This is a genomic window from Treponema sp., from assembly GCF_045657965.1.
In the GTDB taxonomy this organism is placed as follows: domain Bacteria; phylum Spirochaetota; class Spirochaetia; order Treponematales; family Treponemataceae; genus Treponema_D.
In genome coordinates this window covers 1-24,994 of sequence record NZ_JAZOUG010000318.1, presented here as the reverse complement: position 1 = coordinate 24,994, position 24,994 = coordinate 1, and the positions used below count along the sequence as shown (strand labels likewise).

19 protein-coding genes and 2 pseudogenes are annotated in these 24,994 nt (G+C 40.0%); 18 read left to right on the top strand and 3 right to left on the bottom strand.

Features of this window, described 5'->3' with window-relative positions; genetic code table 11:
* Positions 1 to 216: pseudogene (locus ACKI5B_RS12075) on the bottom strand (hypothetical protein); the annotation flags it as partial.
* A 153-nt stretch (positions 217 to 369) separates the two neighbouring features.
* On the opposite strand from ACKI5B_RS12075, the gene ACKI5B_RS12070 reads away from it, so the two are divergent.
* The 3 genes from ACKI5B_RS12070 to ACKI5B_RS12060 are packed head-to-tail and all read left to right on the top strand — an operon-like array spanning position 370 to position 5,341.
* Positions 370 to 1,425 carry a hypothetical protein gene (locus tag ACKI5B_RS12070; RefSeq protein WP_407429105.1) on the top strand — a complete coding sequence of 352 codons (1,056 nt, stop codon included), beginning with the start codon at positions 370 to 372 and terminating at the stop codon, positions 1,423 to 1,425.
* A gap of 3 nt (positions 1,426 to 1,428) precedes the next feature.
* A complete protein-coding gene (locus ACKI5B_RS12065) occupies positions 1,429 to 4,581 on the top strand; it encodes a FlgD immunoglobulin-like domain containing protein (protein ID WP_407429103.1) in 3,153 nt (1,050 codons plus the stop codon).
* Positions 4,538 to 5,341: a TIGR02757 family protein gene (locus ACKI5B_RS12060; protein ID WP_407429101.1), complete on the top strand. Its 804-nt coding sequence runs from the start codon at positions 4,538 to 4,540 to the stop codon at positions 5,339 to 5,341. The genes ACKI5B_RS12065 and ACKI5B_RS12060 overlap by 44 nt, the downstream gene beginning before the upstream one ends.
* Here ACKI5B_RS12060 and ACKI5B_RS12055 read toward each other — a convergent pair.
* Together ACKI5B_RS12055 and fliS are read right to left on the bottom strand one after the other, a co-directional pair.
* Positions 5,338 to 5,826, bottom strand: a complete 489-nt coding sequence (locus ACKI5B_RS12055) for a flagellar biosynthesis protein FlgN (RefSeq protein ID WP_407429099.1) — start codon at positions 5,824 to 5,826, stop codon at positions 5,338 to 5,340. The genes ACKI5B_RS12060 and ACKI5B_RS12055 overlap by 4 nt on opposite strands.
* A 10-nt stretch (positions 5,827 to 5,836) precedes the next feature.
* On the bottom strand, positions 5,837 to 6,277 hold the full coding sequence (fliS, locus tag ACKI5B_RS12050) for a flagellar export chaperone FliS (RefSeq protein ID WP_407429097.1): 441 nt from the start codon (positions 6,275 to 6,277) through the stop codon (positions 5,837 to 5,839).
* A 160-nt stretch (positions 6,278 to 6,437) separates the two neighbouring features.
* Between fliS and ftsH the strand changes: the two genes are divergently transcribed.
* The 15 genes and pseudogenes from ftsH to ACKI5B_RS11975 form a co-directional block, all read left to right on the top strand.
* The gene (ftsH, locus tag ACKI5B_RS12045) at positions 6,438 to 8,510 is read left to right on the top strand and encodes an ATP-dependent zinc metalloprotease FtsH (RefSeq protein ID WP_407429095.1); all 2,073 of its coding nucleotides are present in this window, start codon (positions 6,438 to 6,440) and stop codon (positions 8,508 to 8,510) included.
* Positions 8,507 to 9,178, top strand: coding sequence for a LolA family protein (locus tag ACKI5B_RS12040; protein ID WP_407429093.1), 672 nt, complete (start codon positions 8,507 to 8,509; stop codon positions 9,176 to 9,178). The genes ftsH and ACKI5B_RS12040 overlap by 4 nt, the downstream gene beginning before the upstream one ends.
* A 6-nt stretch (positions 9,179 to 9,184) precedes the next feature.
* The gene (locus ACKI5B_RS12035; protein ID WP_407429091.1) at positions 9,185 to 10,273 is read left to right on the top strand and encodes a helix-turn-helix domain-containing protein; all 1,089 of its coding nucleotides are present in this window, start codon (positions 9,185 to 9,187) and stop codon (positions 10,271 to 10,273) included.
* 8 nt (positions 10,274 to 10,281) lie between these two features.
* Positions 10,282 to 11,787: a 30S ribosomal protein S12 methylthiotransferase RimO gene (gene rimO, locus ACKI5B_RS12030; RefSeq protein WP_407429089.1), complete on the top strand. Its 1,506-nt coding sequence runs from the start codon at positions 10,282 to 10,284 to the stop codon at positions 11,785 to 11,787.
* The gene (locus ACKI5B_RS12025) at positions 11,787 to 14,168 is read left to right on the top strand and encodes an ATP-dependent helicase (RefSeq protein ID WP_407429087.1); all 2,382 of its coding nucleotides are present in this window, start codon (positions 11,787 to 11,789) and stop codon (positions 14,166 to 14,168) included. The genes rimO and ACKI5B_RS12025 overlap by 1 nt, the downstream gene beginning before the upstream one ends.
* 40 nt (positions 14,169 to 14,208) lie before the next feature.
* Positions 14,209 to 15,066: a hypothetical protein gene (locus ACKI5B_RS12020; RefSeq protein WP_407429085.1), complete on the top strand. Its 858-nt coding sequence runs from the start codon at positions 14,209 to 14,211 to the stop codon at positions 15,064 to 15,066.
* Positions 15,067 to 15,108: 42 nt separating this feature from the next.
* Positions 15,109 to 17,322, top strand: a complete 2,214-nt coding sequence (locus ACKI5B_RS12015; RefSeq protein ID WP_407429083.1) for a DNA topoisomerase IV subunit B — start codon at positions 15,109 to 15,111, stop codon at positions 17,320 to 17,322.
* A gap of 9 nt (positions 17,323 to 17,331) precedes the next feature.
* The gene (locus ACKI5B_RS12010; protein WP_407429081.1) at positions 17,332 to 19,302 is read left to right on the top strand and encodes a DNA topoisomerase IV subunit A; all 1,971 of its coding nucleotides are present in this window, start codon (positions 17,332 to 17,334) and stop codon (positions 19,300 to 19,302) included.
* A 1-nt stretch (position 19,303) separates the two neighbouring features.
* Positions 19,304 to 20,197, top strand: coding sequence for a hypothetical protein (locus ACKI5B_RS12005; RefSeq protein ID WP_407429079.1), 894 nt, complete (start codon positions 19,304 to 19,306; stop codon positions 20,195 to 20,197).
* Positions 20,184 to 20,780 carry a YigZ family protein gene (locus ACKI5B_RS12000; RefSeq protein WP_407429077.1) on the top strand — a complete coding sequence of 199 codons (597 nt, stop codon included), beginning with the start codon at positions 20,184 to 20,186 and terminating at the stop codon, positions 20,778 to 20,780. Before ACKI5B_RS12005 ends, ACKI5B_RS12000 begins: the two co-directional genes overlap by 14 nt.
* On the top strand, positions 20,777 to 21,343 hold the full coding sequence (locus ACKI5B_RS11995; protein ID WP_407429075.1) for a hypothetical protein: 567 nt from the start codon (positions 20,777 to 20,779) through the stop codon (positions 21,341 to 21,343). Before ACKI5B_RS12000 ends, ACKI5B_RS11995 begins: the two co-directional genes overlap by 4 nt.
* A 58-nt stretch (positions 21,344 to 21,401) precedes the next feature.
* The gene (gatC, locus tag ACKI5B_RS11990) at positions 21,402 to 21,701 is read left to right on the top strand and encodes an Asp-tRNA(Asn)/Glu-tRNA(Gln) amidotransferase subunit GatC (RefSeq protein WP_407429073.1); all 300 of its coding nucleotides are present in this window, start codon (positions 21,402 to 21,404) and stop codon (positions 21,699 to 21,701) included.
* A 2-nt stretch (positions 21,702 to 21,703) separates the two neighbouring features.
* Positions 21,704 to 23,221 carry an Asp-tRNA(Asn)/Glu-tRNA(Gln) amidotransferase subunit GatA gene (gatA, locus tag ACKI5B_RS11985; RefSeq protein ID WP_407429071.1) on the top strand — a complete coding sequence of 506 codons (1,518 nt, stop codon included), beginning with the start codon at positions 21,704 to 21,706 and terminating at the stop codon, positions 23,219 to 23,221.
* Complete coding sequence (gatB, locus tag ACKI5B_RS11980) at positions 23,222 to 24,757, top strand: Asp-tRNA(Asn)/Glu-tRNA(Gln) amidotransferase subunit GatB (RefSeq protein WP_407429069.1); 1,536 nt, start codon at positions 23,222 to 23,224, stop codon at positions 24,755 to 24,757.
* Positions 24,758 to 24,790: 33 nt separating this feature from the next.
* Positions 24,791 to 24,994 (top strand): annotated as a pseudogene (locus ACKI5B_RS11975) (hypothetical protein); the annotation flags it as partial.

Here is a 24,994-nt window from a genome sequence, read left to right as displayed (position 1 = left end):
CATAATCTGACATGGTGAAAGGAGTTTGTATAAGTCGTAGAAGAATTTACCTAATACAGGCAGAGCCTGATCTGAGCCCGGTTTATAAAATTTATAGTGAGTTTTTGAAAGTGTTTTTGCGATATTTTTAAGCATTCGCTTTTTATCTGCTTCCGGATCTTTACCGCCAAGCAGGGAACTGAAGATTTTTTGAAAAAAGGATGCGTTATTTGCCATACTATAAAATATGCAATTTTCTGGGTATAAAGTCAAATACTTTCATTGAATTTTATGCCCATTGATGACAAATAAATAAAATTTTGCTATTCTTAATTTGTATTTAAAAATGGGAAAACAGTATTTTCTGCTGCTGTTTTTTGGAGGAACTTTATGAAAAGATTTTTAGCTGCAGCTTTAACAGCTGCTCTTTTTAGTGTAAGCCTGTTCGCTTACAATCCGCCGGCCGGAGGACAGAATGTTTTACGGCTTACAGAACCTCAGCTTATTTACGGGGCAAATTCTTCTGCCGGAGGAGCAATTTTTGGTGTTACACCTGCATCAATTATCAATAACCCTGCGTTAACTGCATGGGAACAGCGGGTAACACTTGATTTAGCTGGTACAATGCTTCTCAGTTCAAATTCGGCTGATGATAAATCAGTCGGAACTGCTTTTGAAGGCGGTATTCTTATTCCTTCGCGCTGGTGCGTTTCTACTTTTTTGTTTCAGGGAATTTGGGCTGAATTTATAGATATGCCGGTTGGTGACAGTATCAATTTTACGGCAGGTGTTTCTAAAGATATAACAGACCAGGTATCGGTTGGAATTTCAGCTGATTACGGTTATCTTTTTGGAAAAGCCGGTAAAGACTGGACAGCAAGTGCTTCACTGGGATGTTATTATGATTACGGCAGCCTGTTCTTTATGAAGAACCTTCGTTTCGGCGTTTCCATGAATAACATCGGTAAAGTTTATACAGATTCTAACACTCTCGGAATTACAGATTCCAAAGCTGATGCATGGCCTGGACTCTGTACTCCACGTACTGGAATTGCAGCAACAATGGTTTCAACTGATATTATGGATATGGGGCTTTCTTTTGACCTTTCTTATCCGGCTTTTCAGAATATTGTTGTTGATGCTGGACTTCAGCTGCAGTTCTGGGATTTCTTAAAAGTTGCGGCAGCATGGGAATATGATGCACGTGAATTCTCAAATGGAGCAAAAAATATTATGCCGTCTGTTGGATTAAGCTTCAAATTTACCTTCAGTGCAAAAGACGGTTCATATCTTTCAAATAAAGGCTGGGAACAGAGCGAAATAACAGTAAGCGGTACATGGAAACAGCTTTATAAAAATATTAATGCAGTAAGTGCAGGTGCTATTATGAATCTTGGTATGACTGATACCAAAGCTCCTGAAATCAGTTTGTGGGACGAGGAATAAAATATGAAAGTTAAAGTTAAAAAATCATTACTTACATTTACATGTGCAGCACTTGTTTCATCATTTGCATTCGCAGAAAAAGAAACAGTTTATATTTCACCTAACAACGATGGTAAACAGGATGTTCTTGAAATTCCTGTTAAAATTAAAGATAAGCGTTATGTAAAAGACTGGGCACTTCATATTGAAAATGAAAAAGGCGAGTTAGTCCGCACTATCGGCAATAAGGAAAAACGTGAAACCCGCATTACATTTAAGACATTCTGGAAGGCTTTATTTACTCCAAAATCAGGTGTAACAATTCCAGCTACAGTTTCATGGAATGGTGTTATGGATTCCGGTGAAACTGCTCCTGACGGTAATTATTTTTATTACATGACCGCTACAGACGATAATGGAAACACTGCTACAACAAAAAAACTTTCTGTTGTTGTAGATAATACTCCTCCTGAAGTTGATTTAGCACAGCCTTCTTCAAACGAAAAAATCTTTGGTGAAGGTTCAAAACCTGTGCTTGCTGTAAAACAGTCTGGTTCAGAAGAAGATTTATGGACAGCAGTTTTTTCTGATGCAGCCGGTAAAATTGTCCGTTCATACAAATGGACTTCATCAGCACCGCTTAGTTTTGAATGGAACGGCTCAGACGATAAGGGCGGCCCTCTCCCGGATGGTGTTTATTCTTATAAAATTTCTGCTGTTGACCGTGCAGGTAATACTTCCAATCCGGCATCAATTTCCAATATCATTTATTCTGCTGATAAGCCTGCAACAAATATTTCGATTTCCGGCAGTAAATATTTTTCACCAAATGGAAACGGTACCAATGATACAATTTCATTCCTTGTAAAAATTCCTGTTCCGGATGTAAAATCCGTCAATAAACTTGTAGAATGGGCTGTAAAAATTACAGACGAAAAAGGCACTGTTGTAAAAACATATTCTGGAAAAGACAATCCGCCGGCAAATATTACTTTCGACGGTAAAACCGATTCAGGCTCTGCTGCCGGTGAAGGTAAATATCAGGCTGTAGTAACAGCAAAATATTCAAACGGTTATGAACCTGATATCGTAAAATCTCCGGAATTTACTCTTGATAAAACACCTCCTGTTGCTAAAATCAAGTCTTCAAGCCCGACATTTTCTCCTGACGGAGACGGAAATCTTGATAAACTTGTAATTACTCAGGATATTGCCAGTGATTCAGGTGCTCCTGTCGAAAACTGGACAGGAAAAATCATTGATTCAAACGGCAAAACTGTAAGTGAATTTGATTTCGGTTCGTTCCCGCCTGATGAAGTAGAATGGAACGGTCTTGACGATTCCGGAAACCTTGCTTCAGACGGCAAATATAAATATGTTCTTTCAGCAACAGACCTTGCAGGAAACTCTTCAGAGTCTGTTATCAGTGAAATTACTCTCGATACAAGTAAGACAGAACTTGCCCTTGCTGCAAGCCCGCTGGCATTTAATCCTGCAGGAAGCGACAAAGCAAAATCATCTGTTAAACTTACTCCGGTTGTAAAAGCAGGAAGCGGAATCAGTGAATATACTGTAGAAATTAAAAATGAAAGGGGAACAACAGTCTGGACTCAGGCTGGAAAGTCACTTCCTTCATCTTTCGTCTGGAACGGTCTGTCTTCAGAAGGTAAACGCTGTGAAGACGGAAAATATATAGCAAGTCTTTCAACTAAATCTTCAAATGGAAGTGAAGCAAAAACTTCATCACAGAAAATTACACTTGATACTGTTCCACCAAGTGTAGAGCTTAATGCAGCTTATGTCCTCTTCTCTCCTGATGGTGACGGTAAAAAAGATACTTTAAAAATTACAGCAAAAACATCAAGTGAGGATAAATGGACAGCAAATATTCTTAATTCTAAGAATCAGTCAGTTTATTCAAAAACATGGACTGGAAAGGTTCCAGAAAAATTTGAATGGAATGCAACTGATAATTCAGGAAATAAAGTTACTGACGGGACATACAAAGCTGTATTCAGCTCAGAGGATGCTGCCGGCAATAAAGGCAGTGCAGAAATTGCAAATATTGTTGTAGACAGCCGTGAAGCAAAAGCTTATGTAACTGTTGAACACGATGCATTCAGCCCGAACGGTGATAACTTCTTTGAAACTCAGAAAATTTCTCTGCGTCCAAGTTTGAAAGACGGTGTTGATTCATGGAGTGTTTCTATCGTAACTCCTGAAGGTAAAACTGTAAAATCATGGTCAGAAAAAGACCAGAAGGACATGCCTGCAGAAATTACATGGAACGGTCTGGATTCAGAAAACAAAATCGCTGAAGGAGCATTTACTGCAAAACTTAAGATGAGTTATGCAAAGGGTAACGAAGTTGATGTTTCTTCTTCACTGTTTATCTGCTCTGTTACACCTCCACAGCTTTCTGTTAAAACAGCTCCACAGTATTTCTCTCCTGATAACGACGGGGAAAACGATGATCTTTACATTCAGCTTAAAGGGAATGATGTCGTTCCTCTTAAGAGCTGGTCATTCCAGATTAAAGATCCAAACAATAAACCGTTCTGGTCAACAAGCGGTAAATCTTCAATTACCGAACGGATTATCTGGGACGGACGAAGTAACTCTGGTGAGCTTGTTCAGTCAGCAATGGATTATCCGTACACATTTACAGTTACAGATACTCTCGGCATGACAAGTACTGTTGAAGGCAAAATCGAAATCGATATTCTTGTTATCCGGGTTGGTGATGTTCTTAAAATGGCAGTTCCGTCTATTATCTTCCGTCAGGATGCTGCAGACTTTAACGTACAGGTTACTGATTCAAACGGAAAGGTTACAAAACCTGGTATTACAGAAGCCCAGGCTAAAAATAACGAACGTGTTCTTAAACGAATTGCACAGATTCTCAACAAGTTCAAGAATTACACTGTTACTGTTGAAGGCCACGCAAACTCTGTTACTGGAACCGAAGAAGAAGAAACAACAAACAAACACGGCCTTGCTCTTGAACCGCTTTCAAAAGACCGTGCAGAATTCGTCGTTTCTAAGCTCAAGAGCTATGGAGTTTCAGGAAGCCGCTTGAGTGCAGTTGGCCGCGGTGGACGTCAGCCTGTTGCAGCCCGTGGTGATAAAGATAATGCATGGAAGAACAGACGAGTTGAGTTTATCCTCAATAAATAGCCTTCCTTTAGAACTTAAACAAAAATTAATTCAGTTGGCTCAAAAGTATGAGTCAGCTGAGTTTCTCGAAAAAGATCCGTCCAAATTTATGCACCGTTACACACGTCTGCCTGAAGTTGAGACGGTTTCTTTTATTGCAGCAAATCTTGCATTCGGCAGGCGCGAGCAGATTCTTCTACATGTCGAAAAAATTCTTGAAGCGGCAGGTACTTCTCCTTCTGAGTGGATATTTTTAAAAAAATACGAAAGTTTTTTCCCGGATAACGAAAAATCTTTTTACAGAATGTACACAAACCGTGATATGCGCATATTTTTCAATTCATTGCGTTTAATTTTAGAAGAAGCTGGAACGCCGGGTGAGTTTTTCAGACAGAAATGGAATGAAGCTCTGACACAAGCCTTGAATGAGGAGCAGAAAGTTTATCTTCATCAGGTGATTGCTTCTGTATTTCCAAAAGAATGTAAGCTTCTGCCTCATTCAGAAACCTCTGCTGCTAAAAAATTAAATATGCTTTTACGCTGGCTTGTACGTGATAATTCTCCTGTTGATTTAGGAATCTGGAGCTGGTACGATAAAAAGAGTCTTCTTATGCCGCTTGATACTCATGTAATGCAGCAGGCGAATGAACTTAAACTGATTTCTTCAAAGTCAGCAAATCTTAATACTGCCTTTGAGCTTACAAAAAAGGCCGCCGAAGTTTTTCCCGGCGACCCTGTAAAACTGGATTTTGCTCTGTTTGGTTTAGGAGTGAACTCTTAAGCGTTAAATTCAATGACACTTCCCACTGCAGCTTTTTCTGAATAAATCGAAGTTCTTCCGCGGTACGGGTTCATAATATTCATATTACCAAGCTGAGTTTTGATTTTACCCATTTTGCTCTGTAGCAGTAAACGGTTTCGTTCATTCTGAGCAAGAACCTGCTTCTGTAAATTTGCAAGATTATTCTGAAGTTCTTCAACAGATGCGTTCTCAGTTACAGGTATTCCAGGCATGATAGTGTTATACATTCCCTGCATTGGAACGATAACTTTCTGAAGACTTGCAAGATTTTCTACAATCTGGTTTTCAAGCTGTGTATGAGCCGCAATTGAATCCCCGTCTTCAAGTTCAATCTTACCTTCCTGACTTTCAAGAACCATAAGATATTCCTGAAATTTATTTCTCTGCTGTTCAAGAAGTTTTCTGAATCTTTTTAAAATAGCAATTCTTTCATCTAATTCTTCTTTTGAAAGTTCTTTAGTCATACTTTTCCTCCTAGCCGGTAATGTTCAGTGTGCGTTGTGCCTGAGGAATTGAATCTGCCTGTGTATTTGCTGCGGCTGCTTCCCATGCACTTCCAAGCTGTTTAATCATATCTAAAAGACCTGTTAATTTGTCCTTATCCTGCTTAATACTGACATCCATGAGTTCTTTGTTAAAAAAGACATAAAGGGACATAAGATTCTGTGCAATCTGTCCGCCTTTGTCCATATCCAGAGAAACCTGGAGCTCATTGATAATTTCCTGAGCTTTCATTATGTGTTTACCGAAGGATTCAATTTTTGAAGCTGGAATTTTTGATTCTGAATCGAAGCATTTCTGCGCTGAAGTTAATTCTTTTTCTGCTCCCTGATAGAGCATAACGACAAGTTTACCCTGACTTGCTGTTTTTACAGCTGTTGTCTGATAGGCTGCATAAGGATTTCCGAATGCCATTGTGTTTTCCCTCCCGAAAACAATTTTTCCATATTAATATCGGTTTTTTAATCAAATAGTTTAGAAAATTGTGCTGAAGGATCGATTTTTATATTCGAGTCTTTCCTAAACACTGACTTTTTAGTATATTATAATAATAGTATTTTAAATTGAGACAGTTATGGCAGATATTAACGAAACTAAAGATGATGAAAAGAAAAACGATAAAGATCCTTATGATTTTTTCAAATTAGATCCTGATTCAGGTGATGACGGAAACCGCAATAAAAAACCTTTCAAATTTCCGTTTTTTACCCTTATGGTAGCAGTTGTTCTTACTCTGGCTTTTGTAAATATGTTTCTTATTCAAAAACCGGAAGAAGAACTTATCGATTTTTCTATTTTTAAAGAACTTATCGAAGACGGAAAAATTGTCAAAGTTGATATGGGCGAAAATATCTTTATCGGATACGGTCCGGAAGAATTTTCTGTTTCATCAGCAGATTCTGCTTCAAATAATACACTTCAGAATTTACCATGGCTTCGCCGGCCTTCTTCTGTACAGAATCAGAACCGTAAAGTATACCGTACAACCGGCGTTCTTATGGCGAAATTTATCGAATTTCTTGATGAAAAGGGTGTCCAGTACAAATTCGTAAACAAACAGTCTAATATTTTTGTTCAGATTTTAATCAACATTCTTCCATTTCTTATTCTTCTGGCAATCTATTTCTTTATGTTCCGCAGAATGACAGGAGGTATGGGGGGAATCGGTTCTGTTTTTGGAGGCGGAAGCCGGAATAAGGCAGTTGACGAAGGAAAAGTTAAAACCCGGTTCGACGATGTTGCCGGTGTAGACGAAGCAAAGGATGAACTTGTGGAAGTCGTAGATTTCTTAAAATCTCCGAAAAAATACACTGACATCGGCGGTAAAATTCCTAAAGGTGTTCTTCTTGTAGGACCTCCGGGAACAGGTAAAACGCTTCTTGCCCGTGCTGTTGCAGGTGAAGCCGGTGTTCCTTTTTTCCGTATTTCAGGTTCTGATTTTGTCGAAATGTTCGTTGGTGTAGGTGCAAGCCGTGTACGCGATTTGTTTAAGCAGGCTCGCGAAAAAGCTCCCTGTATCATCTTTATTGATGAAATCGATGCTATAGGTAAAAGCCGTATGAACGGTTTTTCAAGCAACGATGAACGTGAGCAGACATTAAATCAGCTGCTCGTTGAAATGGATGGTTTTGATAACGAAAAGGGACTTATCATTCTTGCGGCTACAAACCGTGCAGATGTTCTTGATCCTGCTCTTTTACGCCCGGGCCGCTTTGACCGCCAGGTTCCGGTTGAAAGACCTGATGTAAAAGGCCGTGAAGCGATTCTTAAAATCCATGCAAAAAATGTTAAGCTTGACGATACTGTCGATTTTGAATCTCTTGCACACGGTACAGTAGGTTTTGCAGGTGCAGACCTTGCAAACGTTGTAAATGAAGCTGCCCTTCTTGCAGTACGCAACGGTCATGACAAAGTTTCAATGACAGATTTTAACGAAGCAATTGATAAAGTCAGCATTGGTCTTAAAAAGAAGAGCCGTAAAGATAACGAAAAAGAAATGAAGCTTGTGGCTGTACATGAAACAGGTCATGCTCTTGTTGCAGCCTTTACTCCAGATCATACTCCGGTAAATAAAATCACTGTCGTTCCGCGTTCTCATGGAGTCGGAGGCTTTACTCAGTTCCGTGAAGAAAAAGAAGAAAAGCACTTCATGACCCGTAAAGACATGATTAACGAAGTTGATTCAGCTTTGGGCGGCCGTGCAGCTGAAGAAATCATTCTTGGTGATGTTTCAACCGGTGCTTCAAATGACATCGCCCGTGCTACCGACATTATTAAACAGATGATTACAGATTATGGTATGAGCGAACGCTTCAGGAATATGACTTTAGGCAAAGGTGTTTTAGGAAACCGCAGCGGTGAGCCAAATCTTGTACGTGAATTCAGTGAAGAAACACAGAATTTTATCGATGAAGAAATTGCCAGAATCATTAACGAACGTTATGAGCATGTTCTTTCACTTCTGCGCGAAAAGCGGGAACTTCTTGAATATATTTCTGCTCGTCTTCTTGAAATCGAAACAATGGATTCAAAAGAATTTAATGAAATTCTTGCTTCGCACGGGTACTGCACAGAAAATCAGGAAGAAACTGCCGCTGCTGTACCTGTTGAAACACTTGAACAGAAATCAGAAGGAGATGCAGAATGAAAAAAATATTGTCAGTTTGTGCAGTTTTCTTTACTTTCCTGAATCTTTCATTTTCACAGGGAATTCTTACAGCTTCTTCTTTCTTTAAGTCTGTATCAGAAAATTATGCAGCAATCAAAGATTATGAAGCTGATGTAGATATAAAAGCAGGAAACAGTTTCATGAAAGGAAAAGTTTCTTATAAAAATCCAAATCTTCTTCGTATAGATTTTTCATCCCCTGAAGAGCAGGTAATCTGCTTTAATGGGGACTTGCTTACAATCTATCTTCCGGAAAGTGCAGCTATTTTAAATCAGACGGTAGATAATTCTAATAATACAGGAGCAAATCTTGCTACAAGTCAGGGTCTTGCGCTCCTTTCAAGATACTATTCTCCGGCGTATGAAACCGGTCAGAATGCTGTTCCTCTTGAAGAAGGCAGTGAAGAAATGGTTGTAAACTTAATTTTACGCCGAAGAAACATGAGTGAAGCTTTTTCAACAATAAAATTATCTATTTTACAGTCAAATATGTTAATCAGACGAATTGAGGCAACAACCCCGCAGGGGGAAACATTTACTTTTGATTTCAGAAATTATGTTTTAAATAAAGGTATTTCTGATCAAAGATTTATATATGATCCGCCTACATCAGCAAATAATTACAATAATTTCTTGTTTTCGGAGTAGTTAAAAATGGAAAGTTATGGAGAAATTTTAAGAAAAGCGCGTGAAAATAAAGGAATTGAAATTGAAACAATCGCACGTGAAATTTCTATTACGCAGGAATATTTGAATGCTCTCGAAAATGAAGATTCTGATGTTTTTCCTGGCGAACCGTATCTGGTAGGATTTTTGCAGAATTATGCTGATTTTCTGGAAGTTGATACAAAGCATGTCCTTAATCTTTATCATGCTAAAAAACTTCAGGAAACGCCGCCTCCTCTTGAACTTACGAAACGTGAAAAACCAAGATTTTTAATTCCTCTGCTTGTTACAGTCTGTGTTCTTTTAATTGCTGGTACAGGTGTATTTATCGGATTTTTTGTAAAAACAAAAATGTCTGATTCAGAAAACGAGAAACTTCTTGCACAGGGAAATGACTTTAAAAAATATGAACTTGGTGAAAAACCTTTTTCAGGACGGCTTTATAAAAGTGACCAGCTAATTGTTGGCAGTGACAAAGGAAATATTTTCCTTACCGTCGCAGAAACTGAAGGAATTTTTGCACTTGAGACACCAGCCGGAGTTCAATATGTAGAACTTTCTGAAGAACTTGAAATGGATGTTGACGGTAATTCAATTCCTGAGCTGATTGTTTATGTTTCTGATGTTTCTCAGAAAAATGTTGACAGAGGCGCAGAAGTTACAATCCGCTTAAAAAGTGCTGCCAGTGCTGCTGTTGCTTCTCCCGATGAAAATCAGATTCCAAATGCCGAGGATTTACCAAAAGAACAGCAGAGAACAGAAATTTTCTCTGATACACGGGCTTATCCGTTTACAGTAAATGTGACTTTCCGTGCCGGCTGTCTGTTCAGATATCGTCCTGACCGAAAAGAAACCGTTGAAGATTATCTTGCTTCAGGCGAAATTTTAAGCATGACTGCAAGCAATGGTATCCGTATGTGGATTTCAAACGGAAATGCAGTTAAGTTACAGGTCGTTGCAAACAGCAAAACTTATGATTTACCTGTAGCAAGAGCCGGAGAAGTTATCGCCCAGGATATTAAGTGGATTAAAGATACAGACGGCAGCTACAAAGTAGTGATTGTCGACGTAGATTAATAAAAATTATGGAACCAAAACAAAAGTTTTTCATTGACCAGCACGGATGTGCAAAAAATCAGGTTGACGGCGAACTGATTATTACGCTTCTCAAAAAAAAAGACTGGATTCAGACATTTGAGCCGAATGAAGCTGATTTAATTATAGTAAATTCATGCGGATTTATTGAATCTGCTAAGACAGAAAGCATAAATGCTGTTATGAGTGCAAGACAAATGTACCCGAAAGCAAAAATCCTGCTTGCAGGCTGCCTTGCTGAGCGTTATGCAGCTGAATTAAAAGATGATTTAACCGAAGCCGACGGATTTTTTGGTAACGGAAAACTCGATGAAATTTATAAAATTCTAGACCCTCTTATGAATAATGAACGTCCGGTACTCATTCCTAGGCAGGAAGGTGTGTGTTGCGGCGACCGTGATATTCTTCTTTCTTTTCCCGGTATGGCTTTTGTAAAAATTACTGAAGGCTGCAATAACCGTTGTTCTTTCTGTGCAATTCCGATTATCCGCGGGGGCTTACGAAGCCGAAAAGCCGATGAAATCGTTTCAGAAATTAAAGAACTTGTCTCAAAAGGCGTTTATGAAATTAATTTAATCGGTCAGGATCTGGCTGCATACGGAACAGGAGCCGGTGATAACTGTTTCGGCGACGGCAGAACCCATTTGCCAGACGGTACTCCGGGTACAGAGGATTTTGAAAACTGCAGTACATCCGGTAAATCAGGTCTTGCACGTCTTATCGAAATGATTTCTCAAATTGAAGGAACTTTTGCAGTCCGTCTTTTGTATATTCATCCTGATCACTTCAATGAAGATATTCTTTCTGTTATGCAGAAAGATTCAAGATTTTTACATTATTTTGACATTCCGTTTCAGAATGGTGATGATGAAATCATAAAATCAATGCACCGGGTAGGAAGTCAGAAAAAATATAAAGCTTTAATTTCCAAAATACGTTCTGTATTTCCGGATGCTGCAATCCGTACAACTTTTATGGCAGGTTTTCCTGGAGAAAGCGAAAAGGCTTTTGAAGCAACAAAAAAATTTCTCAGCGAAATTGCAACTGACTGGAGCGGCTGTTTTTCATATTCAAAAGAAGATGACACTCCGGCGTACAGTTTTAAAAATCAGGTTCCTAAAAAAGTTGCAGAAAAACGTGCTTCACAGCTGCTTGAACTTCAGGCCCAGATTACCCGTGAACGTTTAAAACTTCGTACAGGTTCTGAATACGATGTTCTTATTGAAGAAGTTCTTTCTGAAAGCTCAGAAAATCCTGATGAAGGTCTTGCAATCGGGCGGGCATGGTTTCAGGCTCCTGAAGTTGACGGAAGTGTGGTTATCCGTTATGACAGAAGTTCTGATTCTGAAAATGCAGCGGTAAAAACAGGCCGGCTTGTGCACGTTAAAATTACTTCAAGCGGGGACGTTGATTTAAATGGAGATTTTCTGGCTGATTCTCCTTTGAATGCAAAAATAAAACATTCTGATTCAATACAGTTTGCTCAGGAGCTTTAATGTCACTTGAAGATGAAGTTCTTTCAGGTATAACAGGTTCTCAAGAAACAGAACTTTCAGAACATGCGAAGGAATATCTTTCTGTTTTAAATCCTGAACAGTATGAGGCTGTCGTTCATGAAGGAAGTCCGCTTTTAATTTTAGCGGGAGCCGGTTCAGGGAAAACCCGTGTAATTACGACAAAAATTGCATACCTTATCGGTGAAAAAAATGTGAATCCTTATTCGATATTGGCAGTTACATTTACAAAAAAAGCGGCAAATGAGATGCATGAACGGGCTGTTTCTCTTGAAGGACGTGCAGATTTTTCACAGATAAAGACATTTCACTCATTCGGAGCATGGTTTTTACGTGTATATGCTGAGGATGCAGGAATTAATCCAAATTTTACAGTATACGATGATGATGATGTAGTGTCACTTATCCAGAAAATCGAACCGAAATTGACTAAAAAAGAAGCGGCTTCTTATGCACGGAAAATTTCTCTGGCAAAAGATTATTGTCTGCTTCCTGACAGTGAAGAATTATTATCAAGAGATGAATTTTTGAATCCGGCTGATTTTGCCGGAATGTATGCTGCATATGAAAAACGTCTCCGTTTGACTGGTAATGTTGATTTTGGTGATTTGATTCTGCTTCCGTATCTTGCGTTAAAAGAAAATGCTTCACTCCGTGAGAAAATGTACAGCCGGTTTCGTGTAATAATGGTAGATGAATATCAGGATTCGAATGTAGCTCAGTTCAAACTTCTTGAAGCACTTTCCGGATTAAACGAAAATAGTGGAAATTACATTTGTGTTGTCGGTGATGATGACCAGTCGATTTATAAGTTCCGTGGTGCTGAAATTCAGAATATTCTGAATTTTCCTAAAATTTTTACAGGAACTAAAATTGTCCGCCTTGAATCAAATTACCGTTCTACGAGTGAAATTCTTTCGCTTGCAGATAATGTGATAAAAAATAATTCCGGCCGTCTTGGAAAAACTCTTCGTGCTGAGCGGGGAAGCGGAAAAACACCTGTACTTGCTTTTTTGCCGAATCAGGATGATGAAGTACATTTCTGTGCAGATTTAGTACAGAAATCGCATGCTATGGGAGTCCCTTATAGTGACTGGGCTATTCTTTACCGTACAAATGCACAGTCAATGGGTTTTGAAAGCGAATTTGTGCGTAAAAAAATTCCGTATCAGATTGTCGGTTCTCTTAAATTTTTTGAACGTGAAGAAGTTAAGGATATTGTGGCCTGGCTTGAACTGATTGCAAATCACAGAAATGAAATCGCCTTTCATAGAATTATAAATAAGCCTCCGCGTGGAATCGGAAACAAAACACAGGAAAATATTGTCAGCTGTGCTCAAAATGAAGCAAAAACACTGTCAGAAAACGGCAGTGTAATTCAGAATTTTGAACAGAATGATATAATTGCTGCCTGCCGGTTTATGATTCCCCGTCTTTCCGGAAAATCTAAATCAGAAACTGCAAAATTTACAGAACTTATCGAAGAAATTGAATCTCTCTTTGGAGAAGAAACAACTGCCGGCAGCGAACTGGCATCTGAGGTTCTTGAAGAGAATAATTCTTCGGATGAACTTAAAAAACGCGAAACTAAACGGACTTTAGCAGAACTTATCGAAGCAATAGCAAAAAAATCCGGCCTTCTTTCTTATTATGAAGAGCGTGATAAAGATGAACATACTTTCCGTACAGAAAATATACAGGAACTTGCAAACTCCGCTATCCCATATCCGCTTGCCCGTCAGGGACTTCTGGATTTTCTTGATAATATTCAGCTTGACCGGACTCTTTCAAATGCTGATGAAGAAGTTTCTGATGATGCTGTCACTTTGATTACGCTTCACAATACAAAGGGACTGGAATTTAACCGTGTAGTGATGACCGGTATGGAAGAAGGCGTGTTTCCGCGTAATGGAGATGATGAAGAAGAGATGGAAGAAGAACGCCGGCTTTGTTATGTTGGAATAACACGTGCAAAAAACGAACTTTATCTTACCAGCTGTGCCGTGCGCCGTATGTATGGCCGTATTGAATATATGAAAGCAAGTCCGTTTCTTCTTGAAATGGGAACGGAAGGTGTGAAAGCAATCGGACATTTGCCGTCAAGTTACCGTAAAAGCGGATTTCATGGAGGTGATTACGGAGAGCGGGGCTTAAGTCATCCGGATATAGAAAAGGATCCTGTCAGACGTAAATATTATCGTGGTGCAAAAATCTATCATGATGAATACGGCTATGGAATTATTGCAAATACAACGATAAACGATGAAGGAGAATACGGAATTACGGTAAGTTTTGAGAACAGCGGCATCAAACGGTTTTTACCAAAATATCAGGAAAGCCAGCTGATGGTTGTGAAGGATTAGTTTTGTAACTTTAGATTTACTTGAATTTTTTTAAATTGATATGAAAAAACGTATTTTTACTTTTTTACTGATTTTTTCTTTTTTTGTAGAATTTCTTTCTGGTGAGGGTGTAATTTCTGATTACACAGTTCAGAAAGTTGAGGATTTCGTCTCATACCGTGTTCTGCTCAAAAGTGAAGATGATGAAACTGCCTTTAACGAGATTCTTCAGTTAAAAGAATCGGCACTTAGTGAACTTGCAGAACATGCAGTTGATTTTGAACAGGAAGAATGTATTCTTGAAAGTTTGTACCTGCTTGAATATTACGAACATTCTCTTAACTCGACAGGAAATCAAAAAGAACTTCGAACACAGATTAAAAATCAGATGAAAAAAAATACTGCTTGCATAGACAGTCACAAAAAAAAGCCTGTAAGCGAATGGCTTTATCAGTTTACAGGTGATGTTACAGCCTATTATATGACCCGTTCTGTGCCTGCAACCCTTTTATACGGATTTAAAGTCAAAGGTTATTATGAAAAATCAATTGAAATAAACAAAAATCGTGCTTCATCACTTGTTGCTCTTGGAAACTGGTGCTTTTATGCACCTGGAATTGCCGGCGGGGGAAAGAGTAAAGCAAAAAAATATTTTGACAAAGCTTTAGAAGCAGCTGAACTTCCCGGAGAAAAATATCTTGCATATATTGCAGTTTCTCAGATTAATTTTGAGAATAAAAATAATAATGAAGCAGCTGATTATCTTTCAAAAGCTGTTGAACTGGAACTCGGGCAGAAAGATCTGGATTTAATTGCAAGGTGTAATAAAAAAGGATATTCGTATTTTCAGTATCTTCGTAACCGTTCTGGAATTGATGAAGAAATGTCAGAAGATGAAAAAGACGATGATGATAAATGAAACTATTTTCAAATAAAAAAAAATACTTTATAATTCTATGTTATGGGTGGAATTAAAAAAGAAGAAGGCGCAGTAGTTAAAAAAACGGCTGTGGCTAAATCATCGTCTGAAAAATCAACTGTAAAAAAGACAGCAGCAAAAATTGAAAAAGAATCTGCGGTAAAAAAAACTGCGGATAAAGAAAAAACACAATCTGTGTCATCTGTGAAATCTGTGGTTTCTTCTAAATCAAAAAAGCCTGTCGCAGGAATCGATGAAGAAGGAACTTTCCGTGCGTGGGACAACGCAAAGACTGTCGCAAAAGCAAAAAAAACTGCAGCACCAAAAGGAAGCGTAGAAGAACGCGCACTCGACAAAAAAGCAACAGCAGAAGCCGAAAAAAAACTTGAAGCGGCAAAAAAAGCTGACCCGAATGCGGGCGTGGCAAAAAAAGAAGTTACGGCTGCTGATTACTCTGATGACAAAATCCGGCACCTGGACGCACTTGAGCATATCCGACTTCGTTCAGGAATGTACATCGGCCGGCTCGGTGACGGCTCAAATCAGAACGACGGTATTTACATTCTTCTCAAAGAAATTATCGACAACTCAATCGACGAATTCATCATGGGATTCGGAAGCAAAATCGATGTTGAAATTAAAGAAAACCGCGTAAAAGTGCGTGACTACGGACGGGGAATCCCGCTCGGAAAAGTCGTGGACTGTGTTTCTCAGATCAACACCGGCGGTAAATACAACGACGACGTCTTCCAGTTCTCTGTCGGCATGAACGGTGTCGGCACCAAGGCCGTAAACGCACTTTCAAGCTATTTCCGCGTCATTTCCATCCGTGACGGAAAATGCGTTGAAGCAGTCTTTAACGAAGGAAAGCTCCAGACAAACAAATCGGGAGCTGTAAAGCCCGGCACAAAGAACGGAACCTATTTTGAATTCGTTCCTGACGTAAAAATCTTCGGCAAATATTCGTTCAACATGGAATTTGTCGAAAAGCGAATGTGGAACTACGCCTATCTTAACTCAGGTCTTACAATCCGCCTGAACGGTACAGAATTTGCAAGTGAAAACGGACTTTTAGACCTTCTTACGAAAGAACTTGAATCTGAAACAATCTACCCAATCGGAAGTTACACAGGAGAGCACCTTCAGTTCGCTTTCACCCACACAAACGCTTACGGCGAAAACTATTTTTCATTCGTAAACGGCCAGTACACTTCTGACGGCGGAACACACCTTACAGCTTTTAAAGAAGGCTTTATCAAAGGCGTAAACGACTTTTTCCAGTCATCTTATAAATCAGAAGATATCCGCGAAGGAATCACGGCTGCAATCTTAGTAAAAGTAAAAGACCCGGTTTTTGAAAGCCAGACCAAAAACAAACTCGGAAACACCGACATCCGTTCATGGATTGTTGGTGAAGTTCAGTCGGGCCTTGACAACTGGCTTCATAAAAATCCAAAGGCAGCAGAACGGCTTAAGGCAAAAATCGAAGCCAACGAAAAACTCCGCACCGAGCTTTCAAGCGTCAAAAAGCAGGCAAAAGAAAACGCCAAGAAAGTCAGTATTCGCATTCCGAAATTAAAGGACTGCCGCTACTTTGTTCAGGACGGTAAAAAAGGCGAGAATTCAATGATTTTCATTACCGAGGGTGATTCTGCTTCGGGCACGATGACGCACTCACGCAACGCCGACTATCAGGCAATCTTCTCACTGCGCGGAAAGCCTGAAAATATGTACGGCAAAAAGCAGAGCGACATCTACAAGAACGACGAGCTTTACCAGCTGATGATGGCTCTCGGAATCGAAAACTCAGTAGAAAACCTCAAATACGCCAAAATCGTAATCGCAACCGATGCCGATAACGACGGCTTCCACATCAGAAATCTGGTGCTTACATTCTTCTTAGGATATTTTGAGGAACTGGTCACAAGCGGCAGAGTCTTCATTTTGGAAACTCCGCTCTTCCGCGTACGAAACAAAAAAGAAAACATCTACTGCTACAGTGAGGCAGAGCGCGACGCGGCACAGAAAAAACTTGGCAAGGGCTGTGAGGTCAACCGCTTCAAAGGTCTTGGTGAAATCAACCCGGAAGAATTCGAGCAGTTTATCGCCCCGGAAACAATGCACTTAACGCCGGTAGAAGTCAGCCAGCTGAAAATCATCCCTCAGCTGCTTTCGTTCTATATGGGTAAAAACACCCCCGAACGAAGGAAATTCATCGAGGAACATTTGCTGAGCAACGCGGAAATTGATGTGTAGGAAAACATTATGGCATTTGTAAAAAATTTATTCGACAAAAACTTTATTGAATACGCTTCTTATGTTATCCGTGACAGGGCGATTCCTGACCTTGAAGACGGTCTCAAGCCTGTTCAGAGGCGTATCATTCATACTCTTTTTGAGATGGACGACGGCCGCTTTCAGAAGGTTGCCAATGTCGTCGGTCAGACTATGCGCTATCACCCGCACGGTGATGCTTCAATTTACGGGGCTGTGGTCACGATGGCGAACAAAGGCCTTTTTGCACAGAAAGAGCCTAAGTTCAAGTGGATCAGTATCTTCCTTGAAAAGCAGGGAAACTTCGGAAACCTGATTACTGGTGCTACGGCGGCGGCAGGCAGGTACATCGAATGCCGAATCAATCCGCTGGCAAAGGAATTTTTTGTTACAAACCCGGCGATTACTCACTACATTCCAAACTATGACGGCCGAAGCACGGAGCCGGAAGTTTACCGCACTAAGATTCCAGTAGCCCTCATTATGGGAGCCGAGGGAATTGCGGTCGGCATGAGCACTAAGATTCTTCCATACAATATAAAAGAAGTTATTGATGCTGAAATCAAATGTCTTAAAGGCGAAGATTTCCAGATTTATCCGGACGCACCGACCGGCGGTTTAATCGATGTTTCAAATTACAACGACGGAAACGGTAAAATCATTTCGCGCGCCAAGTTCGATACTTCCGACGAAAAGAAAATCATCATCACTGAACTTCCGCTCGACACAGACTCAAAATCACTGCTCGAATCAATCGATGCAGCTTACAAAGCCGGTAAAATCAAAATCAGCTCTGTCGAAGATTATTCTACCGACTACTGCGAAATCGAAATCAAGCTTCCTCGCGGTGTTTATTCAAAAGATGTTATCGACTCGCTCTACGCCTACACCGATTGCGAAAAAACGATTTCCTGCCAGATGCTGGTAATCAAGGACAACATGCCTGTCGCCATGACGGCAACAGAAATTATCAAATACTACGCAGGAAAACTCACAGGAATCATCAAAGATGAACTTGAATTTGAACGAGGCCAGCTCGAAGACAAACTTCACCTGCGCACGCTTGAGAGAATCTTCATTGAAGAGCGAATCTACAAAAGAATAGAAGAAATGAAGACTCAGGAAGCCGTTGTTAAGGCCGTTGTTGACGGTTTCGTGCCGTTCAAAGACGAGCTTATACGCCCGATTTCAAAAGAAGATGTTGACCACCTGCTCACAATTCCAATCCGCAGAATCTCGCTTTACGATATCAACAAAAACCGTGCCGAAGTCAAGGAAATCAACGCAAAGTTGAAGGAAATCGCACGAAAGCTCAAGCACCTTACAGAATGTGCAATAGACTATCTTGAAGGCATGCTTGCAAAATTCCCGCAGAAAGAACTTGCGCGCCACACTCAGATTAAAAAATTCAATGCTGTGGATGTTCGTGAAGTCGCAAAATCTGACCAGAGTCTTCGATACGACGAAAAAGGCTATCTTGGAATCAATGTTTCAGGCGGAACTGAAATCAAAAAAGTCTCGCCATACGACAGAATTCTTTACGTACGCCGCAACGGTCTTTACACAGTCACCGATGTTCCTTCAAAAGTCTTCATCGACAAAGGAATGTGGTACTGCGACATTGCCGAAAAAGAAATCATCAGCAAAGTTCTCTTTACAGTCATTTTCCGCGACCCGCAGACAGGCTACGCTTCAATCAAACGCTGCCGAATCCCAAGCTGGATTATGAACCGCGATTACTTTTTAGCCCCGGACGGAATGGAAGTGCTCCATATTGACACGCGCGAAAAATTTACATTTACGCTCAATTATGTCAAAAAACCTCGAATGAAAATTACCGAAGAAAAGTTCAAGGCTCAGGAATTTGAAGAAAAGGGTCTGAAGACTCAGGGCGTACGCTTAAGCACCCACGAAGTTGAAAGCATTAAAGTGGACGGCGTTCAGCTGGAGCTTGGATTATAAAATGAATATAAAACACCTCATGGTTAAACTGAATCAGATTTCTTCTCAATATATCGGCAAAATTATGTATGCACTGTTATTTATGTCGGTGCTGGAAATGCTAGTTTCATTTGTCATTCTTTCGCCTGCTATGCGTTTATTTCAGAGTGGTGCTGATGGCTTTACATTAAGTTTTTATGTTTTTGTACTGGCATTTATTGCAATCTGTGTCTGGCTTACTTTTCAGTTTGGATTTACCGTAATGCTTTTACAGATGACACGGCGTAAAAACACAAATCTTGGTTATATTTTTATCGGATTTAAAAAAATTAATCCTGCCGGTAAAGTTATTGCAGTTTTTGGCGCATTTATAGCTTTACTTGCTTTAATTTCCCGCTTTTTGGCAAAATTTATTTACATTAAAATTTTTCCTGATTTTTCTTTAGAGGCACCTTCCATAGATTCACTGCAGAATGTAACTGAAAATCCAGAACTTGTTTCTTCATTAGCTGCAGGTATTCTTATTTTTACAGGATTTTTCCTTGCTGTTCTTTTTGTTCTTGCACTGATTATACTTATCCGCTTTGTATTTGTTTTTCATCTTCACTTTGATAATCCTAATCTTAAAATTATTGAAGTTTTCAGAAAAAGTGCAGAAATGATGCACAAAAATGTCATCAGACTGATCGTGTTCGCTCTTCGTGCGGGCGGAAAACAGCTTTTAATCGCTGCTTTTCTGGCAGTGATTTCAAATTTTATTCCTGAAGAAAAGTATTCTGCCATGTCAGTTCTGGCTTTTATTATCAGTATTGCCTATTTTGTCAATCTTTATACAGCAGCAATCCGGATTTATCTGACGGTTCCTGTACTTTATGAAGAAATTAAAAACGGAAGCTCTGAAATTGAAAATTCCTAAACAATACGTTTCGTGCGAAGAAATCATCAAGGGCTCCCGTTTTCTTTCGGAACTTTTCCTGATTGAGTCACAGGAAGAAGTTCGTGAAAAGATAAAAAGCCAGAAGAAGAAATATCCGGACGCAACTCATGTCTGTCATGCCTTTATATGCGGAAAAAATGCAGAAATTATGGGAATGAGCGATGACGGAGAGCCTTCTGGTACTGCAGGACGGCCCATGCTTGATGTTTTAAAAGGAAGCGGGGCTACGAATCTTCTGGTAACGATTACGCGCTGGTTTGGCGGAACTTTGCTCGGAACAGGCGGCCTGGTTCACGCGTACGGGGATGGAGTTAAGAACGTTCTTGCAGCGGCAGAATTTGAAGAATTTGTCGAAAAGAGCGGATTTTCTCTTTCCTGCGATTATCAGCAGTATCAGGTCGTAAAAAAGATTTTTGAAAATTTCACGCTTTACGAAGTGAGCGAAGATTTCGGTGAGCTGATTTCAATCAAAGGCCAGATTGCACAAAATGATTTTAACCGGCTTAAGCAGCAGATTTTTGATACAACAAACGGTAAAGTTATGCCGATACTTACATTATGAAGAAAAATTTACTGATTTTATTTGTATTATTTTCAATTTTTACATTTCCTTCTTTTGCAAAAACCGGCTTTGAAATCGGATTCGGGTCAGGATATTTTTTTTATGGTTCTGATTCAGTAAAAAGCAGAAATAAAGCTTTAGGGGACTCAAATCAGGCAGTAATAATCAGCGATGTTTTATTTCTTCTTCCTTTTCATGAAAATGTAATTTTTGAACTTGGTGTTGATTCTGCCTTTGATTTCAGGTGGCGCGGGTCGGATCATATCAATCTTATCGATTATGCATTTCTTTCCGGCTTCAGAGTGTATCCGAATTTAGGCGGTCTTTATTTTTCAACTGATTATGCAATCGGCAGAAGAACTGATTTTATTTCGTATGATAATGAAGATGATATAAAAAGCACAAAATGGGGAAACGGCTTTAAATTTGCACTCGGTTATGATTTTTCTTATCACATGAAAAGTTATGCTCCGGTTATCTGCATAAGTCTTAAAAATATGCCGCGTGCAAATTCCCGTGATTCAATACTTGGAATTTCATTAAAAATTACAAAACATAAGTAGATTTTTTCTCCATTAAGTACATATTCCACAAAATACCGCTTTTCGTTAAAATGTAAGCATGAAAACTGTTGACGAAACAACTTTAGAAAATCTTTTGCAGCTCTCACGCCTTTCTCCAGAGAGCACAGACATGGCAACCCTTAAAAAGCAGGTTGATGAAATCGTAGGCTACTTCGATATTCTTTCAAAATACGACGATTCTGAAAATCCATATGATGCATATCCTTCAACCGAAGCAGAAAAGCTCCGCGAGGACACTATTGTTGCAGGTCTTGATATTCCTGATGTTAAAAAAATTACAGACAAATTCATGGACGGATATTTCCAGGTACCGAAAGTTCTGGGTGAGGGAGCATAATCATGTATTACACAATAAAAGAAACTGTTGCCGCACTTAAAAGCGGTGAAACAACAAGTGAAAAACTGGTTCAGTCTTCCATCGAAACTTTTACTGCTGACCAGAAATCAGAAAAACCTCTTAATGCCTTCCTCGAAATTTACGGGGACGCAATCGAATGTGCAAAAAAAGCTGATGCAGAAATTGCCGAAGCCCGCGCAAACGGAACAATCGAATCACTTTATAAGTCAAAGCCTCTACTTGGTCTTCCTTTTGCAAACAAAGACAATATTTCAAGTAAGGGGCATAAACTTACATGTTCTTCAAAAATTCTTGAAGGCTATGTAGCTCCATATAATGCAACTGTAATTGCCCGCCTTGTAGAAGCAGGAGCAATTCCTTTAGGCCGCTGCAATCAGGACGAATTTGCAATGGGCTCTTCTACAGAGTATTCAACATATGGAGCAACCCGAAATCCTATTAACCGCGATTACGTTTCTGGCGGTTCTTCAGGCGGTTCTGCTGCGGCAGTCAGTGCAAATCAGGCACTTTTTGGTCTTGGAACTGAAACAGGCGGTTCTGTCCGTTTGCCTGCAAGCTACTGCGGCATTTATGGCCTTAAGCCAACTTACGGAGTTCTTTCAAGATGGGGCGTTGTTGCTTACGGCTCTTCTCTGGATCAGGTTGGTGTTCTCGGTCATACTCCACAAGATATTGCTATTCCTCTTTCTGCTATGAGCGGTGTTGATTTTTATGATGACACAAGTGCAGATTTACCTCGTTCAGAAAATCTTGCAGAACTTTCTGCTTACAAAGACTTTTCTTCCCTCAAAATTGCAGTTCCAAAGCAGTTCGAAGAAGCAAAAGGCCTTGATCAGGACGTTAAAAAAGTTTTTGAAGATACAAAAGCATGGTTTGTTTCTAAAGGTGCAAAAATCGAAACCGTAGATTTGCCGGTTCTCGAAGCTTCTATTGCTTCCTATTATGTAATTGCACTTTCAGAAGCTGCTTCTAATCTTTCACGTTTTGACGGAATCCGCTACGGAAACCGTGTTGATAATCAAAAAGGCTATGATCAGCTTTACATCGATACCCGAAGCAAAGGTTTTGGACCGGAAGTTAAACGCCGAATCATTATCGGAAACTATGTTCTTTCAGAGCAGTTTTCAGGCACAACCTACAAAAAAGGCATGAGCATTCGTGCCCGCATTCAGCGCGAAGTTGCTGCATTATTCGAATCTTACGATTTGATTCTCTGTCCGACCTGTCCTACAGCAAGTTTCCGTCTCGGCGAAAAATATGACGACCCTCTTGCAATGTATTTGAGCGACCTTTACACAGTATTTGTAAACCTCGCACGAATTCCTTCTATTTCAGTTCCGGCAGGCTTTACTTCAAAAGAAAATAAAGCCTCTTCACAGATGCCGGTTGGAATTCAGTTTGCAGGAAAAATGTTCGATGATGTTAAGCTTCTTGAGATTGCTCAGGCTTGGGAAGAAGACCATAAGGCCTGCGGCATCCCTGTAAAGGAGAATAAATAAATGGCTATCGATAAATACGAAATTGTAATCGGGTGCGAAATCCACACCCAGCTTTTAACAAATACAAAGGCTTTCTGTGCGTGCGAAAACCGTTACGGCGGTATGCCAAATACCAGAGTCTGCCCGGTCTGTCTCGGTTTACCTGGAGCAATGCCTAGAATCAGCAAAGGTTATGTTGAACTTGGTGCTGTGGCTGGCCTTGCCTTAAACTGTAATATCGCACGTTTTACAAAATTTGACCGCAAACACTATTTTTATCCGGACCTTACAAAAGGCTATCAGATTACTCAGTACGATATTCCGCTCTGTACAGACGGCTTTGTTGATTTGCCGCTCGCTCACTTTCCAAAAGAAGAGCAGGCCGGTGGCTCAAAACACAGACCGAATAACTTTAAGGGCGAAAACTGCATTATCGATAACAAATACCGCCGTGTCAGAATCGAGCGAATCCATTTGGAAGAGGACGTAGGAAAAAGCCTTCACTTACAGGGCGCTCACTCTTACATTGACTACAACCGCTCAGGCACTCCTCTTATCGAAATTGTAACAAAACCTGATATGTCTTCTCCTGATGAAGCAGCTCTTTTTATGCAGACTGTTCAGGAAATCTTGCGCTATGTCCGTGTAACAAACGGTAACCTTGAAGAAGGAAACATGCGATGCGATGCAAACATCAACCTCAATGTATGGGAAGACGGAAAACTTTATCACACACCGATTTCTGAAATCAAAAACTTAAACAGTTTCAAGGCAATCCGTGAGGCTTGTACATACGAAGCAAAACGCCAGCTTGAAGAATTTCAGAACGACCGTCAGGAATTCAATGCAGGCTTTAAAGTTACAATGGGCTGGGACGAAGCAAAAGGTCAGACTGTCGTTCAGCGAACCAAAAACTCATTCGTTGACTACCGCTTTGTCGTTGAGCCGGACATCAAGCCTTTCAGCGTAAGCGAAGATTTAATCAAACGTGCCGGAAGCCGTGTCGGAGAACTTCCTGAAGCAAAACGTACCCGTCTCAAAAAAGATTACGGTCTTTCAGATTTCGATGTTGAAACTTTGACAAGCACACGCGAGCTTTCTTTGTGGTTTGAAGAAGCTGCAAAGGGCGCAAAAGACGTCAAAAAAGTTGCAAACTGGATTCTGGCTGAGCTTCTTGCTGTCCTCAACGAAAAGAACATTACAATCGGCGAAGTAAGTATTACTCCAAAACACATTACCGAGCTTGTAAATGCCATTGCAGACAAAAAAATCACTTCTGCTCAGGGCAAAACCGTATTCGGTAAAATGCTTGAAAGCGGAAAAATGCCTGCTGAAATCATCAAGGCTGAAGGAATGGAAAGCGTCACTGATACAGGAGCAATCGAAGCAATTGTTGATAAAGTCATCGCTGATAATCCTAAGGCGGTCGCAGATTATAAGAGCGGTAAAACAAATGTTGTCGGCTGGCTTATGGGACAGGTAATGAAGGCAAGTCAGGGAAAAGCAAATCCTGGTGTTGCAACAAAGCTTGTTTCGGAAAAATTGAGCAAACTGTAATTTAAGCGCAGATAAAGGCGGAAAATTTTTTAGATGACAGTAAACGAACTTTCCAGAGAGATTTTCTCACGCTTTGGCACTGTAAAACGTGCCAGAGGGTGTTTTTTGTATACTTCAAAATCAGTACGCCTTACAGATCTTTATCAGCAGGGCGGTCGTGCAGTTTTAGGCTGGGGCGGCAAAGGTGCATTTACAGTCCTTAAAAACGTGCTTGAACGCGGCATTACAGGTTCATTT

Coding starts and splice junctions, on each gene's coding strand:
- ACKI5B_RS12060 (WP_407429101.1), top strand. CDS start 4,538: ATGCATGGAAGAACAGACGAGTTGAGTTTATCCTCAATAAATAGCCTT.
- gatB (WP_407429069.1), top strand. CDS start 23,222: ATGGCTATCGATAAATACGAAATTGTAATCGGGTGCGAAATCCACACC.
- gatA (WP_407429071.1), top strand. CDS start 21,704: ATGTATTACACAATAAAAGAAACTGTTGCCGCACTTAAAAGCGGTGAA.
- ACKI5B_RS12065 (WP_407429103.1), top strand. CDS start 1,429: ATGAAAGTTAAAGTTAAAAAATCATTACTTACATTTACATGTGCAGCA.
- ACKI5B_RS12035 (WP_407429091.1), top strand. CDS start 9,185: ATGGAAAGTTATGGAGAAATTTTAAGAAAAGCGCGTGAAAATAAAGGA.
- ACKI5B_RS12015 (WP_407429083.1), top strand. CDS start 15,109: ATGGGTGGAATTAAAAAAGAAGAAGGCGCAGTAGTTAAAAAAACGGCT.
- ACKI5B_RS12070 (WP_407429105.1), top strand. CDS start 370: ATGAAAAGATTTTTAGCTGCAGCTTTAACAGCTGCTCTTTTTAGTGTA.
- ACKI5B_RS11995 (WP_407429075.1), top strand. CDS start 20,777: ATGAAGAAAAATTTACTGATTTTATTTGTATTATTTTCAATTTTTACA.
- ACKI5B_RS12040 (WP_407429093.1), top strand. CDS start 8,507: ATGAAAAAAATATTGTCAGTTTGTGCAGTTTTCTTTACTTTCCTGAAT.
- ACKI5B_RS12025 (WP_407429087.1), top strand. CDS start 11,787: ATGTCACTTGAAGATGAAGTTCTTTCAGGTATAACAGGTTCTCAAGAA.
- ftsH (WP_407429095.1), top strand. CDS start 6,438: ATGGCAGATATTAACGAAACTAAAGATGATGAAAAGAAAAACGATAAA.
- gatC (WP_407429073.1), top strand. CDS start 21,402: ATGAAAACTGTTGACGAAACAACTTTAGAAAATCTTTTGCAGCTCTCA.
- fliS (WP_407429097.1), bottom strand. CDS start 6,277: ATGGCATTCGGAAATCCTTATGCAGCCTATCAGACAACAGCTGTAAAA.
- ACKI5B_RS12020 (WP_407429085.1), top strand. CDS start 14,209: ATGAAAAAACGTATTTTTACTTTTTTACTGATTTTTTCTTTTTTTGTA.
- rimO (WP_407429089.1), top strand. CDS start 10,282: ATGGAACCAAAACAAAAGTTTTTCATTGACCAGCACGGATGTGCAAAA.
- ACKI5B_RS12055 (WP_407429099.1), bottom strand. CDS start 5,826: ATGACTAAAGAACTTTCAAAAGAAGAATTAGATGAAAGAATTGCTATT.
- ACKI5B_RS12005 (WP_407429079.1), top strand. CDS start 19,304: ATGAATATAAAACACCTCATGGTTAAACTGAATCAGATTTCTTCTCAA.
- ACKI5B_RS12010 (WP_407429081.1), top strand. CDS start 17,332: ATGGCATTTGTAAAAAATTTATTCGACAAAAACTTTATTGAATACGCT.